Origin of the sequence: Acinetobacter rathckeae (assembly GCF_015627125.1) — a bacterium.
GTDB lineage: Bacteria > Pseudomonadota > Gammaproteobacteria > Pseudomonadales > Moraxellaceae > Acinetobacter > Acinetobacter rathckeae.
Map to the genome: position 1 here is coordinate 214,858 of NZ_VTDO01000001.1, position 17,768 is coordinate 232,625.

General features: G+C 39.6%; 16 protein-coding genes. 9 read left to right on the forward strand and 7 right to left on the reverse strand.

What is annotated here, in order from left to right:
• Positions 1-112 precede the first annotated feature (112 nt).
• The gene (locus tag I2F31_RS00980) at positions 113-793 is read left to right on the forward strand and encodes a hypothetical protein (RefSeq protein ID WP_195769058.1); all 681 of its coding nucleotides are present in this window, start codon (positions 113-115) and stop codon (positions 791-793) included.
• 37 nt (positions 794-830) lie between these two features.
• Positions 831-1,376: a hypothetical protein gene (locus tag I2F31_RS00985; protein WP_195769057.1), complete on the forward strand. Its 546-nt coding sequence runs from the start codon at positions 831-833 to the stop codon at positions 1,374-1,376.
• 119 nt (positions 1,377-1,495) lie between these two features.
• Here I2F31_RS00985 and adeC read toward each other — a convergent pair whose 3' ends face one another.
• The 6 genes from adeC to sdsA all read right to left on the reverse strand — a co-directional run bounded on the left by adeC (position 1,496) and on the right by sdsA (position 11,234).
• Positions 1,496-2,953, reverse strand: coding sequence for an AdeC/AdeK/OprM family multidrug efflux complex outer membrane factor (gene adeC / locus I2F31_RS00990; RefSeq protein WP_195769056.1), 1,458 nt, complete (start codon positions 2,951-2,953; stop codon positions 1,496-1,498).
• The gene (locus I2F31_RS00995; protein ID WP_195773302.1) at positions 2,953-6,129 is read right to left on the reverse strand and encodes an efflux RND transporter permease subunit; all 3,177 of its coding nucleotides are present in this window, start codon (positions 6,127-6,129) and stop codon (positions 2,953-2,955) included. Before I2F31_RS00995 ends, adeC begins: the two co-directional genes overlap by 1 nt.
• 13 nt (positions 6,130-6,142) lie before the next feature.
• Positions 6,143-7,402 carry an efflux RND transporter periplasmic adaptor subunit gene (locus I2F31_RS01000; protein ID WP_195769054.1) on the reverse strand — a complete coding sequence of 420 codons (1,260 nt, stop codon included), beginning with the start codon at positions 7,400-7,402 and terminating at the stop codon, positions 6,143-6,145.
• Positions 7,399-7,878 carry a phosphatase PAP2 family protein gene (locus tag I2F31_RS01005; protein WP_195769053.1) on the reverse strand — a complete coding sequence of 160 codons (480 nt, stop codon included), beginning with the start codon at positions 7,876-7,878 and terminating at the stop codon, positions 7,399-7,401. The genes I2F31_RS01000 and I2F31_RS01005 overlap by 4 nt, the downstream gene beginning before the upstream one ends.
• A 303-nt stretch (positions 7,879-8,181) precedes the next feature.
• A complete protein-coding gene (locus I2F31_RS01010; protein ID WP_213014777.1) occupies positions 8,182-10,245 on the reverse strand; it encodes a site-specific recombinase in 2,064 nt (687 codons plus the stop codon).
• 11 nt (positions 10,246-10,256) lie between these two features.
• Positions 10,257-11,234, reverse strand: a complete 978-nt coding sequence (sdsA, locus tag I2F31_RS01015) for an All-trans-nonaprenyl-diphosphate synthase (protein WP_195769052.1) — start codon at positions 11,232-11,234, stop codon at positions 10,257-10,259.
• 468 nt (positions 11,235-11,702) lie between these two features.
• Between sdsA and rplU the strand changes: the two genes are divergently transcribed.
• The 7 genes from rplU to I2F31_RS01050 all read left to right on the forward strand — a co-directional run bounded on the left by rplU (position 11,703) and on the right by I2F31_RS01050 (position 17,348).
• Positions 11,703-12,014, forward strand: coding sequence for a 50S ribosomal protein L21 (gene rplU / locus I2F31_RS01020; protein WP_195769051.1), 312 nt, complete (start codon positions 11,703-11,705; stop codon positions 12,012-12,014).
• 18 nt (positions 12,015-12,032) lie between these two features.
• Positions 12,033-12,290: a 50S ribosomal protein L27 gene (gene rpmA, locus I2F31_RS01025; protein WP_195769050.1), complete on the forward strand. Its 258-nt coding sequence runs from the start codon at positions 12,033-12,035 to the stop codon at positions 12,288-12,290.
• A gap of 199 nt (positions 12,291-12,489) precedes the next feature.
• Positions 12,490-13,176 carry an outer membrane lipoprotein chaperone LolA gene (lolA, locus tag I2F31_RS01030; RefSeq protein ID WP_195769049.1) on the forward strand — a complete coding sequence of 229 codons (687 nt, stop codon included), beginning with the start codon at positions 12,490-12,492 and terminating at the stop codon, positions 13,174-13,176.
• Between the two features lie 95 nt (positions 13,177-13,271).
• Positions 13,272-14,021, forward strand: a complete 750-nt coding sequence (locus I2F31_RS01035; protein ID WP_195769048.1) for an RsiV family protein — start codon at positions 13,272-13,274, stop codon at positions 14,019-14,021.
• Positions 14,022-14,150: 129 nt separating this feature from the next.
• Positions 14,151-15,422, forward strand: coding sequence for a serine--tRNA ligase (gene serS, locus I2F31_RS01040; protein ID WP_195769047.1), 1,272 nt, complete (start codon positions 14,151-14,153; stop codon positions 15,420-15,422).
• A 48-nt stretch (positions 15,423-15,470) separates the two neighbouring features.
• The gene (gene cysG / locus I2F31_RS01045) at positions 15,471-16,844 is read left to right on the forward strand and encodes a siroheme synthase CysG (RefSeq protein ID WP_195773303.1); all 1,374 of its coding nucleotides are present in this window, start codon (positions 15,471-15,473) and stop codon (positions 16,842-16,844) included.
• Positions 16,845-16,874: 30 nt separating this feature from the next.
• Positions 16,875-17,348 (forward strand): tRNA (cytidine(34)-2'-O)-methyltransferase, encoded by a 474-nt coding sequence (locus tag I2F31_RS01050; protein WP_195769045.1) that lies wholly within the window; start codon positions 16,875-16,877, stop codon positions 17,346-17,348.
• Here I2F31_RS01050 and I2F31_RS01055 read toward each other — a convergent pair.
• Positions 17,340-17,714 (reverse strand): winged helix-turn-helix transcriptional regulator, encoded by a 375-nt coding sequence (locus tag I2F31_RS01055; protein WP_195769044.1) that lies wholly within the window; start codon positions 17,712-17,714, stop codon positions 17,340-17,342. The two genes, I2F31_RS01050 and I2F31_RS01055, sit on opposite strands and share 9 nt — an antisense overlap.
• Positions 17,715-17,768: the final 54 nt, after the last annotated feature.

Consider the following 17,768-nt stretch of genomic DNA (forward strand, 5'->3'; position numbering starts at 1 on the left):
CTATTGTAGCAAAAAAAATAATGCTTGGCAGATGATGTGTATTGACAATATCAGTAACAACACATGAAATAACATGCTAGTGTATCTAAAAGATTTGTTGGTTTTTTAATTTATGTCGTATGCGGTATATTTGAAGGTAGAAATAGAAACTTACCAGCGTTTTATTACGCTTCAGCAACAACTGAATGAAGGTGAAAAACGAAAGCTTGCCCATGATTTGGGTGATGTATTGGCTGAGGTGTCTATTCAGATTATGCAACAGGTCTTTATTGATTTGTTAGAGCAACAAAAAAAGCGTTTAACTAAACCAGAAGGTCATGCTGTAGCACAAGATTCTGAAAAAGTGATTGAGCATGTGTTAACGGCACTACGAAAATATTTGCCGTGGTCTATAGCACTGTTAAGTAATGAGCGGTTGTTGCCATTGGTTAATTATTTTACCCAAATGATTAAGCATGAAGGGCAACAGGTGTATGTACGCTATGAAGTAGATAAAGCATTAGTTGAAAAAACATTGCAAAAAATTGCAGAGATTAAAGAAGGGCATAGGCCTGCTATTGCGCAAGCATTTATCTGTTTAAATGAGATTATTGATGCGGGCGTAACGCAGTTAATTCGTGAGCCGAAAACATTACTTAAGTTTAATTTTGTGGTAGATAAAACTTTAAATGGTGTGATTCAAGTGGCAACAACAATGGCTTATAAACGCTTGGCTTCTTTGGGCCAAGAAGTTGAACTGGCATCTGCACCATATTATATAGATCATTTTTTAAGTTTTTTACATTCAAAGTGATCTAGTTTTACTTTTAATTGGTCACGAGGGTTGTCGTATGTCATTAAATATAAAATATTTACCTGTATATACGTATAAAGAAGAGCATCACTTAAATATAAAGGCATCTCCCGAGCAGATCATGAAAGCAGTGCTTAATTACAGCACCCATGATGACTCTCTTTTTAGATATGCTATTGCTCTAAGAGAGTTTCCTAAAAAGTTATTTTACAAAGAAAAGAGATCTGAAGAACCTTTTGGTCTTGATCATTTTACCTTATTAGAGCAACTTAATCATCAACAGGTTGTTTGGGGTTTAGTGGGACAGTTTTGGAAAGCTGATTATGGGTTGGTGAATATTCCAGATGGTGCGTCATTTTTAGAATTTCAGCACGAAAATCACGCTAAGCTCACTTTATATTTTTCTATTCAAAAAATAGATGAAGTATATACATGTCTTACCACTGAAACTCGTATCCTCTGTATAGATAAAAAGGCTTTGCTTAAATTTAGGCCTTATTGGTATTTAATACGTCCTGTGAGTGGTTGGATTAGACGACGAATTTTGTTGCAAATTCAGAAAAACATTCAAAATCATATTTAAAGATATTTACTGTGCATTGGAAAAGTCGTCATTTGTTAGGTTCTAAAAGGCCAAATAGAAGTAAAAAGTGTAAAAACGCCCAAATAAATTGGGCGTTTTTTAATGCGGTTTGATGAGTGTTATTGGGTTTTTTGAGCATCTGCACTTGATGGCGTATGCGTAACTTGGTCGGTATTGTAGACCTTTACACCACCGCCGAGTGTTTTATACAGCTCAATCTGATTATTTAGTGCAGCTTGCTGTAATGCTAACAGTGCTTTTTGCGCACTATAAGCATCTTTTTGGGCACTAAGCACAGTTAAGTAGCCATCAATACCAGCACGATAACGTGCATTAGAGAGGGCATAAGTACGATCGGTTGCATTGACTAAATTGGTTTGTGCTTGTAAGCGTTCACCAATATTTTGTTTGGTTGCTAATGCATCACTCACTTCTCTAAAAGCAGTTTGAATGCTTTTTTCATAGCTTGCTAGAGCAATCTCTTGGTTGACCTGAGCAACTTTGACATTGGCTTTGCGTGTACCCCAATCAAAAATTGGAATGTTGAGTGATGGAGCAACTGACCAAATAAATGAGCCAGATTTAAATAAATTTGATAGGTCGGTTGAAGCAAGCCCTGCTGTACTGGTTAAACTAATTGTCGGATAAAGCTGTGCTTTAGCTGCCCCAATGTTTGCACCCATTGCACTTAAATTGTAAGCGGCTTGTTGAATGTCTGGGCGGTTTGTCAGTAAGTCACTGCTTAAACCCGTCGCAAAAACTCCTTCTTTAGTCACTTGCTTAATATTCATTGTTGGTAACAGCTGTTCAGGTACGCTTTGACCAATCAATAGGTTGAGTGCATTTTGGGCTTGCATTACTTGAGTTTTGTAACTACCCACATCTGCACGTGCAGTTTCTACCGAAATTTCTGCTTGGCGTAAAGGTACTTCGCTATCAATACCCACATCAAAACGTTTTTTATTCAGCTGATATGCTTCAAGCTGGGTTTTGAGGGTGTCTTCTGCCAGCTTTAAATTAGCATTGGCATAGCCATAGCTTAACCATGCTTCAGATACACTACTAATTAAACTAATTTGCGTGGCATCTTTGGTACTTTGCAGTGCTAAGTAGTTGTCTAAAGCAGCATCTTTCAGGTTTTTGAGACGGCCCCAAAAATCTAACTCGTAAGAGGTTACAGCCAAACCTACAGAGTAAACACTGATAGCTTTGTAGCCTGTATCTGAGCTTTTTAAGCGGTTGAAGCTTGTACTACCATCTAGGCTAGGGAGACGGTTGTTTTCTGTGATTTTATATTGCGCTTGAGCTTTTTCAATATTGAGCACAGCTGTACGCAAGTCACGGTTATTGTTGAGTGCAAGGTCAATGACTTGAACAAGACGAGCATCTGAAAAGAAGTCTTTATAGCCTTGTTCTGCAATAGATTTACCTTGTGTTGGCTGTGTAGAAGCATAGTTTACAGGAATGTCCGCTTTTACAGCAGGCTCTGGCCCACGCATGCTTTGGCAGGCTGCCAAAGCAATTGCGAGCGTAGATACTGCAAGACTACGACCTGTGATAGACCATATATTTTGCATTACGAATTATGCTCCTGATTAGATATTGTTTTTGGTTTATATTTAAAAATACTGCGAATCCAGACAAAGAATACAGGAATAAAGAAAATACCAAGTAAGCATGAACTAATCACACCACCAAGTACGCCGTAACCAACAGAATGTTGACTTCCTGCACCTGCACCGTTAGAGATGGCTAAAGGTAAAATACCGAAACCAAATGCTAAGGTAGTCATAATAATCGGACGTAAACGCATTTTAGCAGCATGTAGTGTTGCATCAAATAGTTCTTCACCTTTCTCTTGTAGTTCTTTGGCAAATTCTACAATTAAGATGGCATTTTTGGCAGATAGACCAATCACCGAAATAATACCGACTTGGAAGTAAATGTTATTTACTAAGTTCGGGTTCTTTAATACATAGAATCCAAAGAAGGTTAAAGAGACTGCACCAATAATACCAATTGGAATCACCAGTAATACAGAAAATGGAATAGACCAGCTTTCGTACAGTGCAGCTAAGCATAAGAAGATGATGAGCAGTGATAAAGCATAGACATAAACGCCCTGACCACTTGAATCTTTTTCTTCTAAAGATAGACCTGTCCACTCATAAGAAAAACCTGTCATGCCCATAGATGGCAGTTTTTGCATGATTTCTTGCATCGCTTGCATTGCTTCACCAGAGCTGACACCTGGTGCAGGAGCACCTTGTAGACCCATTGCAGGTGAGCTGTTATAGCGAATTAAACTTGGTGAACCATATGTCCAATAACCTGTAGTAAAGGCAGAGAAGGGTACCATGTTACCTGCACTATTACGTACATACCACTTGTTTAAATCTTCAGGTTGCATACGAGAAGATGCTTCACCTTGTAAATAAACTTTTTTGATACGCCCTTGGTCTAGGAAGTCATTTACATAACTACCACCCCAAGCAACGCTCATGGCACTGTTAATGTCTGCAATGCTTACACCTAGGCTTCCTGCTTTGGCTTGATCAATATTGACTTGATACTGTGCGGTGTCTTCCATGCCATTTGGTCGAACATTAGCAATACGTTTGTCTTGTGATGCAAGACCCAAAATGGTATTACGAGCTGCAAGTAGTTTGGCATGACCATTACCACCAACATCTTTAAGCATAAAGTCAAAACCAGCACTTGTACCCAGTTCAGGCATTGCAGGCAGTTGTAATGGGAAAATTAAAGATGCATCTTTCACCATACCATTTAAAGCCATTGCACGACCTGTAATCGCACCAATTTGAGTTTGTGGTGTGGTACGGTCTTTCCAGTCTTTTAATTTTACAAAAGCTAAACCTTGGTTTTGACCTTGCCCTGTAAATGAAAAGCCAGATACTGTAAATACAGATTGAACAGCAGCTTTTTCCTGTTGTGTAAAGTACTTTTCAATTTGGTCTAAGGCTTTATCTGTACGTTCTAAGCTGGCATTTGGTGGTAGTTGCACCAATGTCATAATTACGCCTTGATCTTCATCGGGTAAGAATGAGCTTGGCAACATTTTGATGAGTAGACCTAAAACAACAATAATCGCAATATAGAAGATACCTGAGATCACACGGTTGTGTGTCATGCGGTTTACACCGTTTTGGTATTTTCCTGCAACACGTTCAAAGCTATGATTAAACCATCTGAAAAACTTCGCAACAATAGATTGGCTTTCAGGTTTATCTTTTTCATGCTGCTTTAAAATGGTGGCACATAAAGCAGGGGTAAATGTGAGTGCAACTGTTAATGATAAAATCATGGCAGTCACAAGCGTAATGGAAAACTGGCGGTAAATAACCCCTGTTGTGCCTGTAAAAAATGCCATCGGTACAAATACAGCAGTTAACACGGTGGTAATACCGACCAATGCCCCTGAAATTTGGCCCATAGAGTTTTCGGTTGCAGTGACAGGATCAACATGCTCTTCAGCCATAATCCGTTCTACGTTCTCTACTACCACAATCGCATCATCGACCAATAGACCAATCGCGAGTACCATTGCAAACATGGTCAGGGTGTTAATTGAGAAGCCGAATGCACCAATCACCGCAAATGTACCGAGTACAACGACGGGTACAGCAAGTGTTGGAATGATGGTTGCACGCCAGTTTTGTAAGAATAAAAACATGACAATAAACACTAAAACAACAGCTTCAATGAGTGTGTGTGCCACGTTTTCAATCGAGATTTTAATAAATGGTGTACTGTCAAAAGCAATATCGTCTTTTAGCCCAGCAGGGTAGTTCGGGCGTAATTGTTCGAGTGCTTTTTCAATATTTTTTGAAGTATCTAACGCATTCGCACCTGTAGATAAGCGAATCGCTATACCTGCTGCAGGCTTGCCATTAAACTTCGAATCAAATGCGTAATCAGATGAGCCTAACTCAACTTTAGCCACATCACTTAAATGAACAATGGCACCTGCATTATTTTTTAAAATAATATTTCTAAATTGCTCCGGGGTTTGTAATAAGCTTTGTGAGTTCACTGTTGCATTAATGACTTGGCCAGGAACAGAAGGTGCACCACCAATTTGACCAACACCCACTTGTGAGTTTTGTGCTTGAATCGCAGCAGATACATCACTTGGTGTCAGTTGATAACTGTTGAGTTTTGCAGGGTCTAACCAAATACGCATGGCATAAGAGCCACCGAAGACTTGTACTTCACCCACACCACTCACACGGCTTAGAGTATCAAAGATATGACTGTTGACATAGTCTTTAATAAATGGTCCATCAAGTGAGTTGTCTGGAGAGTAAAAAGATAGGACTTGTAAAAAGCTAGCACCAGATTTTTTAACGGTAATGCCTTGTCTTTGTACCACATCAGGTAGTGAAGATGTTGCCGTTTGCAGTTTGTTCTGTACTTGAACTTGGGCAATATCTGGGTCAATACCTTGTTTAAAGTTCACTTCAATGCTCACAGCACCTGTGGCAGAACTGGTTGAGCTAATATAGCGTAGACCATCTAAGCCATTCATTTGTTGCTCAATGACTTGGGTGACCGTATTTTCAATGGTTTCTGCAGATGCACCAGGATAGACTGCACTAATGGAAATCTTTGGTGGTGCAATGGTTGGATATTGCGAGATAGGCATTTTGAGCAAAGAAATAATCCCTGCAAGCATAATGACTAGTGCAATCACCCATGCAAAAATGGGGCGATGAATAAAGAATCGAGCCATTGTATCCTATCCTTTAAACTGTTGAATGTTTTTGTTGAGTACTTGGCTCGCTCGCTGTACTGGTTTTTGCTGCAGTATCTGGTTTAGCCGTTGTTGTAGGTGCTTGAGCATTACTTTGATACGGCTTGGTATTGACTTGCATGCCCTCTTTAACTTTCGCAACACCATCGACAATAACTCGATCACCATTATTTAAACCTTTAGTGATAATCCAGTTTTGCCCTTGTGTACCACTCGTTTGTACAATACGTGATTCAACCACGCCTTTTTGATTGACCACTAAAGCGGCTGCTTGACCTGAAGGTAGGCGAGAGACAGCGATTTGAGGAATAAGGAAAGCGTTTGGTACAACACCCTGCACAATTTCTGCTTGAGCGTACATGCCCGGCAGTAATAGATGTTTAGGGTTTGGGAAAACTGCACGTAAAGTGACAGTACCTGTTTGTTCATTTACGCTAGCATCTGAAAAGGCAAGATTGCCTTCCGTTTGGTAATAGGTACCATCTTCAAGTTTTAGGCGAACTTTGGTATTGTTGCTACGATCAATTGTGCCTTGACTTAAGTTTTGACGTAAACGTAATAGATCAGTACTTGACTGGTTAATGTCTACATAAATGGGGTCAAGTTGACGAATGGTGGTCAATGCGGTGGACTGATTGGCGACAACTAAAGCACCAACAGTGACATTTGACTGACTAGATTGACCAGAGATTGGGGCGCGAATGGTTGAATAGCCTAAAGCAATTTCACTATTGCTGACTTGAGCTTGAGAAGCGGCTACTTGTGCTTTGGCAACATTGACCTGACCTGTAAGGTCGTCAAAATCTTGTTTTGCAACAGCATTGCTTGCAAGAAGTTGTTGGTAACGACGTAATTTTGTTTCTAAAGCACTCAAATTGGCTTTTTGTTGTAGTAAAGAGGCTTTGGCACTTTCTACTGTGGCACGGTTACTACGTGAGTCAAGCTCATACATGGCTTGGCCTTGGCGGACAAAACTACCTTCGGTAAACAAGCGACGTAAAATGATACCACTGGTCTGCGGTATAATATCAGCAACTTGATATGCTGTTGTACGGCCTGAAAGCTCAATAGATTGTGCAACACCTTGAGCTTGTGCTGTAATTACACCAACTTCAGGTGTTGGTGCATGTTGCTCACCACCACCTGTAGCTGTCCCTTGAGCAGATTCATTTTTACTACAACCCACAAGTGTTAGGCTGAGTGCTAAAGCACACATGCTGAGTGTTGGTGCTAAAACTTTAGCTGACCTCATGATTTCACCTCTATTTTTAACTTTGATTTTTCGTGACAATAGGGCATAAACTTTTTTTGATAACATAAGTAAAGCAAACCTACCCAAATAAAACCGATACCCAAACCTGCAAGTACATCTGATAAATAATGTACCCCTAAGTAAACGCGTGAAATTCCCATAGCCAGTGGCCAAGAGAAAATGAAACAAAACAATACATTTCTGTATTTATACGATAAGTTCTGACAGACAAATAATGCTGTAAAGCTTGCAAGGACAGCAGCATATAAACTGTGTGCACTTGGAAAAGATGCACCGTAGCTTTGAACAAGATGTTCTACAACTTGAGGCCGATCACGATCTACAATGTACTTTAGTGACCACCCAATACCGATAGAACCAAGACTGCTGAGGAGTAAAAATATGGTTTCGGTATTTTTCTTCTGACGTGCAAAAAAAATACAATAGATGAACAATACAACAATAAAGGCGGGCATGCCACCGAGCTTAGATAATAAAATACTGAAATGATCTAATGATAGGGAGCGATATTGTGATACAAGGATAAGTATATGATTATCTAGGGCATGTAGGTTTATATTGTGGAGCATATATATGCCACAAAATAAACATAAGCACCCTAAAAGTAATACGTAATACACCATGTATTACACCTATTATCTGTTGTTTGTAATATGATTGTTTTAAAGTGTACTCGTGAGTACACTTTTTTTCAAGTTGTAAGATTGTTGCATTTATTGTTAAAAGTCTTACCTGTTAAAATATAACCCAAAATAAAATCAATGTTCTTTGTTTTGTGTTTGATTTACGTCATTTTTAGCCATATTTTGATCTTTGGGTGGCCAGAAAAAATCACTCGGTCGGTTAATAAAGTGGGTAATGACTAATTTGGCCAGTGGTTTCCATTGTTCAAAGCGTACACGTCTAGATCTCAGTGCAACAATAATTGTGAGTGTGAAACTGACAAATAAGTTGGTCATACCAATCAGGATCACGCCTAAAATCGATACCAAAATTAAACCAATATCAGGTGTACCATCAATACTCATGAGCCCTTGAATGAGGTTTGCTGAAGCAAAAGCAATATGGCGAATATCTAAAGGAAGTCCTAAAATAAAGCCAATGGTCCCCATGCTGCCGAGCATAAAACCAAAAATAAAGTTACCTGAAATTGCTCCTAAATTACGCTCAATATAATTGGCAAAACGGTCTTGGCGGTCTTGACCTAAAAGCTTATTGAGTCCTTTGTGATGTTTTAAACGTGGCCCAATTCGTCTATAAATGGCCATGTTGTCAAAGTAACCCGCAATTAACCCAGATAGAAACAAACAAACACCTGCAATGGCAGCATGAGGTACAGCCAAAGAGGTAAATGGATCTAATGCATGTAATAGGTAAGTGGCTTTGGTATTACTTAATAGTTTTTCATCAAATATCATTGGCCAAAGGTAAGTAATTAAGCCCGCCACAGGCATAGCAATCGAAATATTGCCTAAAATAGCAATAAACTGCGTACGAATAATATTTACAATCAGGTTCGCAAGCTCAGCCAACTGTGCGGTTTTAGAACGTTTTCTTTGTTGTACAGTAGAGGCCAGTGCCGCTGCTGTCATGGCAGGTTGTTTGGTTGCAACGGTAAAATGGAGTACATGAATCAGTACAAAACCCAAGCTATAATTTAAGCTATACGAAATGGCATGAAATAAAGGGGCAAGGGTGAGTCTTGCGGTTAAAATTTTAATCACAGACATGATTGCAATAATCGAACCTGCACCTGCCGCCGCACGGTACATCGAAAAAAAGCCTTTTTTGTCTGTACTTACATAGTTTTCACCTGTTTTACTGGCATTTTCAGTGACCTGTAGAGCAAGTAGTTCGCTATTTGCTGAAAGTAATGCGCCGACACGTTTTTCGTTATGGTTGGCTTTGACCAAATCATACAGTAAATCACGAATAGCAATATGCCGAACATTTGCTTTTTCATCTAGAATACGAATGAGATACTCAATACGTTCTAAACTTTGCTCAAGAACGGTCAATAGGTAAGTCAGATTTAGACTGACACCAATACGCTTGGTGGCACGACGAATATTACTGACAACCCCTTGGCACTGTTCAAGCATGACAAATACTTGTGCAGAGTCAAGCGGTGTGCAAACACCTACGTGATCCCTATGCTCAATGCAACATCTAAATTGTTCAATAAAATCAATAATTTCTCGATTTTGTGCTAAAAAAGGCGACTCATGTTCATTGAGTTTTGGGTCGGCATAAATCAGTTCAGGGAATAAGCCAATGCCACTCACACGGTAACTCAGAACATTCATGGCTTTTAAAATGCTTTCTTCAATGTGTGTGCTGGTCGTTGTCGTTGGCTCTTCGTGTGCATCCAGCATGTGCAAGAGCGTTTGCCAATCACTGAGTTCGATGAGTTCAAGCCAATAGACATCTGTTTTAAGATAAAAAACCTGACCAATTAAATATTTGAGCTCGCTTGGGTCAGACACAGGGGGCAATACATGTGACATCATGCGTTGCCCAAGCTGATCCCAAAAGCCATCTAAAGACAAAATGCCACTGTCTGCATATAAATTGGTTTGCTTATATTTAGAGATCAGTTTCAGTAAATAGCTACGAAAAAGAAGAGGACGCTGCGCATCTGTAGATAAAAAGTGAATTAAACCTAGAATATTTTTTTTCACTTCTTGAGTGTTTTTAGGTGCTTTAGGACGAACAATATCAATGAGCTGAATGAGTGCTTGTTCATTCAGTGTGTTGGGTTGCTCAAGTTGTAGTCTTATGCTACTAAAAACTTGGTTTAATGACTTTTTAATCTTTTTCATAGGCACATTTCTTATTGAATACGGTTTAAAGCAAGATGAGCTAAGTTAAACAGTGCTTGGCGTGCTGGGGTGTCTGGTAAGATATTTAATGCATCAATTGCTGCTTGTGTTTCTTCATGGGCACGCTTACGACAATAATCTAAAGCACCGCTATCTTGTACGACTTGAATGACTTGTTCTAGGTCATCTAAACCACCTGTAGCAATACTTTTATAGATCATCTCATGTGCTGTGCCTTGCGTATTCTTTAAGGCAGTAATGAGTGGAAGGGTTGGTTTTCCTTCCATGAGGTCATCACCAATATTTTTACCTAGCGTTTCTTTGTCTGAGGTGTAGTCCAAAATATCATCAATAATTTGAAAAGCATTGCCAAAGTGGCCTGCATATTGTTTTAGGGCATGACGGTATTCAGGTTTACCTGCCAACATGGCAGCGCCTTCTGTTGCCAATTGAAATAAACGTGAGGTTTTTCCGTAAATAATATCTAAATAAATCTCTTCTGTTGTTTCAGGCTGATGCTGTGCTTGTAATTGTAAAACTTCACCTTCTGCAATTTCACATGTGCCTGTTGAAAACTCTTTCAAAAGTTGCATGTCATTTAAATCAACCAATAAATCAAATGAGCGTGCAATCAGAAAGTCACCGACTAAAACCGCAGTTTGATTGTTCCATGTCGCATTGGCTGTAGGTCTTCCACGGCGTAAGTTAGATTCATCAACCACATCATCATGTACCAGTGTTGCTGTATGTAGCATTTCAATGACGGCTGCGAGTTTTTGTGTCTGGCTTAAATCGGTTTGACCACATGCTTGAGCAGCCAGTAAACACATGATTGGACGCATGCGTTTACCACCGGCTTCGACAACATGCTTGCTGACGGACATCACGAGGGCTACTTTTGAGCTGATTCCCTCATTAATAAACTGATCCATTGCAGCAAAATCTGTGGCAACTGGCGAGAGAATATCTTGCTGGAAGTCGATGGTCATACTAATAAAAAACCTTTGTGTGTTGATGACGATGATGGATGTTCTATTGGACAAAGTACCCAATGAAAACCCAAACATATTCGGTGATGTGTCATTTTAGGCATGTTATACCATAAAAATGTGTCACCGATATGCGAATACTTGCATTAAGGTAACTACCAAAATAATTTTACCTAAATGTAAGCAACAGCAAAAGCTATATTGTGAGATCTACTTGGCAAAAGAATGCAATACCGCAGAAAGATTTTAATGATGTGCAGTCATCTCTGTATAAATCACGTGAGATTGTGCTTTTGTAATATATCATCAGTATTGCAGTTAAAATAGCTGAAAAAAGAGACATCGGCTCTTGTTGTTTTGGGGAATTTTTCATACAATAGCCAACCTTTATGTATCCCCAGTGGCGGGCGTTTTAAGTTCGATATATTCCTTTATCGGCACGACGACACGGGCAAGTTGGAGTACACTATGTACGCAGTAATCCAAAGCGGTGGTAAACAGCACCGTGTGGTTGAAGGCGAAACACTTAAAGTTGAGCTTTTAAAAGTTGAAACTGGTTCTACAATTGCATTTGACGATGTGTTAATGCTTGTAAATGGCGACAACATTCAAATTGGTGCTCCAGTTGTAGCTGGCGCTAAAGTAACTGCAGAAGTGGTTGGCCATGGTCGTCACGACAAAATCCGTATTGTAAAAATGCGTCGTCGTAAGCACTATCGTAAACAACAAGGTCACCGTCAATGGTTCACTGAGTTGAAAATTACTGCTATTTCAGGCTAATTACGAGGAGTAATAGACATGGCTCATAAAAAAGCTGGTGGTTCGACACGAAATGGTCGTGATTCAAACCCAAAAATGTTAGGTGTTAAAGCTTACGGTGGTCAAACAATCACTGCAGGTACAATTATCGTTCGTCAACGTGGTACAGAATTCCACGCTGGTGCAAACGTAGGCATGGGCCGTGATCACACTTTATTTGCTACAACTGATGGTGTAGTGAAGTTTGAAGTGAAAGGTCAGTTCGGACGCCGTTATGTGAAAGTTGAAGTTGCTTAATTGCTTCTCTGACACGAAAAAGCACGCTTATGCGTGCTTTTTTTATGTATAAATTTTTCTTTTCATGCAATATTCATAAATGTGCTAAAAAGCACAATTTAAATATATAACAACACAAAATATTGTATTTTCAATACATTTTAAACTACAGGATTGTATAGATTATCCTTACAATAGCTTTATACAAAAATGAGATGTCATGATGAGCGTTAAAACAATTGTAATGAGTGTAGCAGTTGCATTATCTACAGTGGCCAGCCCACTACTTATGGCAGCGACACCGAGTGTAAATAGTCAGCAAGCAACACAATCGTTGGTCCGTCAGTTAACAGGCTTACGCAGTTTCACTGCTGACTTTGAACAGACTACGAAAGCCAATATTAAAAACAATGCCCCGAAAAAAACAGTGGTTGCACAGCATTTGAACCAAAAATTTAATGGGGTAATGAAGGTTGAGCGTCCAGGGAAATTTTATTGGGAAACAACTGCTCCGTCTAAGCAGGTGATTGTAACCAGTGGTAAAACCATTTGGATTTATGACCCAGATTTGCAACAAGTGGTACGTCAGGCAGTGAGTGATCAGGTGGCAAATACACCAGCATTGTTACTGTCGGGTAATACTGCACAAATCATGCAGTCTTACACGGTATCTCAGCCTGATTTAAGTAAAAACTATTACACCTTGGTTCCTAAAAATAGCGAAGGTAGCTTTCAAGATTTAAGTATCGGCTTTGCAAAAGATGGTACACCGAACATGATGGTATTGAATGATTCACTTGGTCAAACAACGACGATTAATTTTAGCCGTGTAGTGAAAAATGCAAAAATAACGGCATCTACCTTTAATTTTGTGCCTCCAAAAGGTACAGATATTATCGACCAATAAGTGCGCTTAAATATGTCACCAAGATACATTTTTACTATGTGCAGATGGGAGCATCCCTTTGTATAGTATTTAGAAATGTATTTAGGTGATTTTATATGCAACTTTCTAACTATAAACGTAGTGTGGTCGCAGGCTTAGTGTGTGGCCTTGTATTCATGTCAGGTTGTCAAAAACAAAATTCAGAACAAGAGAGCAGTAAAACAGCATCGGTGGCTACTACAGTATTGCCAGCAGTATCTGCAAAAACTGTGGATGTTCAGTTACCACAAAAAATATATTGCGAATCTGATGAATGCACTGCATATACCATACAGACTGTACAAACCAATCAGCCGTGGATAGATGAGTATTTCTTGCAGCGTCTTAAAAAAGATGCGCCACTAGCATTTGCTCAATCTCCACATGTGGCAGCAAAAGACTTAGATGAACGTGATGTAAGTAAGAGCAATTATAGTGTAAGTTTTTTATCTCAAAACTATCATTTGCTCACGTTTGTGCTTGAAAGCGACAGCTATGCGGCAGGTGCAGCACATGGTATGTATCATAGAGAATATGTAGTGTTTGATCTTAACACCAAAAAGCGTGTCACTATGGCGGATTTATATGCGCCTGAGCAACAAAGTAAAGTGTATGCAGCGTTGTATCAGGCCAATGAGCCTTGGTTAAAAGAGCATGGTATTGAAGCAGGAAAGTTAGAGCCAACTGATAACTTCTATTATGGCCAAAATGGTATTGTGTTTGTTTATCCGTTATACGAGCTGGCTTCTTATGCAGAAGGGATGACCGAGCTGACCTTGCCATATACAGATGCTAAAACGTTGCTACATTCTCAATATTTACCGTAATTTTTTTGCTTTGGGGTGATGATTAAGCGAAATACAGTGACTGATTTATGAAGTTGTATAATCTGATTGTATTTTTGGCAGGGAAACGCTTACACTATAAGAAGTTTTTTTCATGTAATCAGACTAATTATGATTGACCCAAAGCAACTTAGAAATAATATTGAGGCTGTAAATTTAGCACTCGCAAAACGTGGTATTCAACTGAATGTAGACGAGTGGGCGGAGCTAGAGTCTCAGCGCAAAGAATTGCAGTCAAAGACTGAAAGTCTACAAGCTGAGCGTAATAGTGGTGCCAAACAAGTTGGGCAAATTAAAAAGTCTGGTGGCGATGCGTCTGAAATTATGACTCGTATGCAAGCCATTGCTGATGAAATTAAGGCCGCTGAAGTTCAGTTGTCTGAGTTACAGACCACTTTAGAGCAGAAGCTGTTGGCAATTCCAAATTTACCAGATGCATCTGTGCCTGAAGGTAAAGATGAAGCGGATAATTTAGAGATTGCTCGTTGGGGTACACCACGTCATTTTGACTTTGAAGTAAAAGACCATACTGACCTTGGTGAGATGATGGGTGGTTTGGAGTTTGAAACTGCAACCAAACTGACAGGTTCACGTTTTAGTGTGCTTAAAGGACCATTGGCAAGATTACAACGTGCGCTTACACAGTTCATGTTAGACACGCATACCTTAAAAAATGGTTACACTGAAGCGTATGTACCATATATGGTCAATGCAGACAGTTTGCGTGGTACAGGTCAATTGCCTAAGTTTGAAGAAGACTTATTTAAACTACAAGGCGATAAAGAATATTATTTGATTCCTACCGCAGAAGTACCAATTACTAACTTTGTGCGTGATGAAATTATAGATGCACAGCGTTTACCGTTAAAATATGCAGCACATACGCCGTGTTTCCGTAGTGAAGCAGGGTCTTATGGTCGTGATACCCGTGGTCTTATTCGTCAGCATCAGTTTGACAAAGTAGAAATGATTCAGATTGTAAAAGCTGAAGATTCTATGCAAGCTTTAGAAGATTTAACTTCACATGCAGAAGGTATTTTACAAGCCCTAGGTTTACCATACCGTAAGGTCTTACTTTGTGGTGGTGATATTGGCTTTAGCGCACTGAAAACCTATGACCTAGAAGTATGGGTACCAAGCCAAAATACGTATCGTGAAATTTCAAGCTGTTCAAATACCGGTGATTTCCAAGCACGTCGTATGAAAGCACGATACCGTACCGAACAGAAAAAAACTGAGTTTGTACATACGCTCAATGGCTCAGGGCTTGCAGTCGGTCGTACGTTATTGGCAATTATGGAAAATTATCAACGTGCAGATGGCTCAATTGAAGTGCCTGAAGTATTGCGTCCGTATATGGGCGGTACGTCTTTCATTGACTAATTTGTCGTGTGTTATTGTCTAGCCAGTTGCCAGATCTAAGAGGTTGATGTGGATATTTTTCCCATTTCATTAAAGCTGAAACAACAAATTTGTTTGATTGTTGGCGGTGGTAGTATTGCTTACCGAAAAGCATTTTTATTGAATAAAGCAGGTGCGATTATACATATTGTTGCACCTGAAATATCCGCAGACTTAGAGGCAATGGTGCTAGACGGCAAAGGGCAAATTTTTAAGCGTTACTTTGCTGAAACAGATCTCGATTTTCCTTATAAACTGGTCATTGCAGCAACCGACAATGCTGCGGTGAACCAATCTGTATTTGAGTATTGCGAAGCCCGTAATTTATTGGTGAACAGTGTAGATGATATTCCACACTGTCGCTTTATGGTGCCTGCAATTGTAGACCGCTCACCGTTAGTGATTTCAATTGCATCAAACGGTACATCGCCTGTGTTATCCAGACAAATTAGAACACAACTTGAAACCATGATTCCACATGGTATGGGCAAGTTGGCTGAATTTTCTGGCGACTGGCGTGCCCGTGTGAAAGCCAAAATTTCCAGCCCTGAAGAACGTCGTATCTTTTGGGAAAACCTATACGCAGGTTCACTCAAAGAGCATGTGTTTAACGATCAGCTAGAAAAAGCACAAGCCATTATGCATGATGCTTTAGATACGTGGCAGACGCCAAAAGGGGAAGTGTATTTGGTGGGGGCAGGGCCCGGTGACCCTGAATTACTGACCCTAAAAGCCCTGCGTTTGATGCAGCAATCTGATGTAGTCATTTACGACCGTTTAGTGTCTGAGCCGATTTTAGAGTTGTGTCGCCGTGATGCCGATAAAATTTATGTGGGCAAGTCACGTTCAAACCATAGCGTACCACAACATGGCATTAATGATCTTTTGGTACAGTATGCTAAAGAAGGTAAGCGTGTATGCCGTTTAAAAGGTGGCGATCCGTTTATTTTTGGTCGTGGTGGTGAAGAAATTCAAGAGCTGTTTAGAGAAAATATTTCGTTCCAAGTGGTACCAGGTATTACGGCAGCTTCAGGTTGTGCAGCTTACGCGGGTATTCCATTAACTCATAGAGATTATGCACAAAGCGTACGTTTTTTAACGGGTCATTTAAAAGAAGGCTCGCCTGAGCTACCTTGGCAAGAGTTGGTCTATGAAAAGCAGACGCTTGTCATTTATATGGGGCTGGTTGGGCTTGAAACCATTTGTAATAAACTCATGTCTCACGGTCAGCGTGAAGATATGCCTGTTGCACTGGTGTCTAAAGGCACAACGCCAGAGCAAAAAGTGGTGGTTGGTACGCTCAGTAGTATTGTATCTAAGGTACAAGAACACGACATTCAAGCACCGACTTTAACCATTATTGGTGATGTTGTTCAATTAAGAGAGCAACTTCAGTGGCAATAATATGATTAAAAATCAGCGAAGGAATTTTACGTGATACATGTTGTTTTATTTGAGCCTGAAATTCCAAGTAATACAGGAAATATTATTCGTTTGTGTGCCAATACAGGTGCACAACTCCATTTAATTCGACCATTAGGGTTTGAATTAGATGATAAAAAGCTCAAACGAGCAGGCCTAGACTATCATGAATATGCACGTATGAAGTTGTGGGATCATATTGATGAGTGTTTGACATTTTTAAAACAACAGGGTGTTGAGCATGTCTTTCCACTCACAACCAAAGGCAGTGCAACGCCACATACGGTTGATTTAAATCGACCTGTAGCATTATTGATGGGACCTGAAACGAGAGGTTTACCTGAGCAGGTACGCTTGATGTTTCCAGCCGAGCAGTGGATCAAACTGCCTATGGCAGAAAACTCTCGCAGTTTAAACTTATCTAATGCAACTGCGGTGATTGTGTATGAAGCATGGCGACAACAAGGGTTTAAAGCTTTAATTTAATAGGTTTGTATCATATTCTTGTTGTGCAGTGATCACTTTGTGGATATTGTTTTCTGCCCAGTGCTTCATTTGATAGGCTGTATGTGCAAATTCCTTTCCAAATGCTGTTAGTGCATACTCGACTCGTACAGGAGATGTATCTAAAACGGTTCGTTTTATAAAACCGTCTCTTTCGAGATGTTTTAGCTTTTGAGAGAGTACTTTAGGTGAGATTCCCTCTATATTTTTCTTTAATAAATTAAAATGTTGAGTATGCTTTTCAAGCGTTGTAATAATGAGCAAAACCCATTTATCTGCTAAGGTTTCAAAAAATAATCGGGCAGGACACTCTAAGCTGTGAACATTATAACGTTTTAATGAATCCATTTTTCTCCTCTAGTTACATCTAGGTAACTTATTGACAGCTAGTATCTAAAGTAT

What these genes read in the sequence shown, in the direction of transcription:
- sdsA (WP_195769052.1), bottom strand. Translation starts at nt 11,234, where the DNA reads ATGACCATCGACTTCCAGCAAGATATTCTCTCGCCAGTTGCCACAGAT.
- adeC (WP_195769056.1), bottom strand. Translation starts at nt 2,953, where the DNA reads ATGCAAAATATATGGTCTATCACAGGTCGTAGTCTTGCAGTATCTACG.
- rpmA (WP_195769050.1), top strand. Translation starts at nt 12,033, where the DNA reads ATGGCTCATAAAAAAGCTGGTGGTTCGACACGAAATGGTCGTGATTCA.
- I2F31_RS01010 (WP_213014777.1), bottom strand. Translation starts at nt 10,245, where the DNA reads ATGAAAAAGATTAAAAAGTCATTAAACCAAGTTTTTAGTAGCATAAGA.
- I2F31_RS00995 (WP_195773302.1), bottom strand. Translation starts at nt 6,129, where the DNA reads ATGGCTCGATTCTTTATTCATCGCCCCATTTTTGCATGGGTGATTGCA.
- I2F31_RS00985 (WP_195769057.1), top strand. Translation starts at nt 831, where the DNA reads ATGTCATTAAATATAAAATATTTACCTGTATATACGTATAAAGAAGAG.
- serS (WP_195769047.1), top strand. Translation starts at nt 14,151, where the DNA reads ATGATTGACCCAAAGCAACTTAGAAATAATATTGAGGCTGTAAATTTA.
- I2F31_RS00980 (WP_195769058.1), top strand. Translation starts at nt 113, where the DNA reads ATGTCGTATGCGGTATATTTGAAGGTAGAAATAGAAACTTACCAGCGT.
- I2F31_RS01005 (WP_195769053.1), bottom strand. Translation starts at nt 7,878, where the DNA reads ATGCCCGCCTTTATTGTTGTATTGTTCATCTATTGTATTTTTTTTGCA.
- I2F31_RS01035 (WP_195769048.1), top strand. Translation starts at nt 13,272, where the DNA reads ATGCAACTTTCTAACTATAAACGTAGTGTGGTCGCAGGCTTAGTGTGT.
- rplU (WP_195769051.1), top strand. Translation starts at nt 11,703, where the DNA reads ATGTACGCAGTAATCCAAAGCGGTGGTAAACAGCACCGTGTGGTTGAA.
- I2F31_RS01055 (WP_195769044.1), bottom strand. Translation starts at nt 17,714, where the DNA reads ATGGATTCATTAAAACGTTATAATGTTCACAGCTTAGAGTGTCCTGCC.
- I2F31_RS01000 (WP_195769054.1), bottom strand. Translation starts at nt 7,402, where the DNA reads ATGAGGTCAGCTAAAGTTTTAGCACCAACACTCAGCATGTGTGCTTTA.
- lolA (WP_195769049.1), top strand. Translation starts at nt 12,490, where the DNA reads ATGATGAGCGTTAAAACAATTGTAATGAGTGTAGCAGTTGCATTATCT.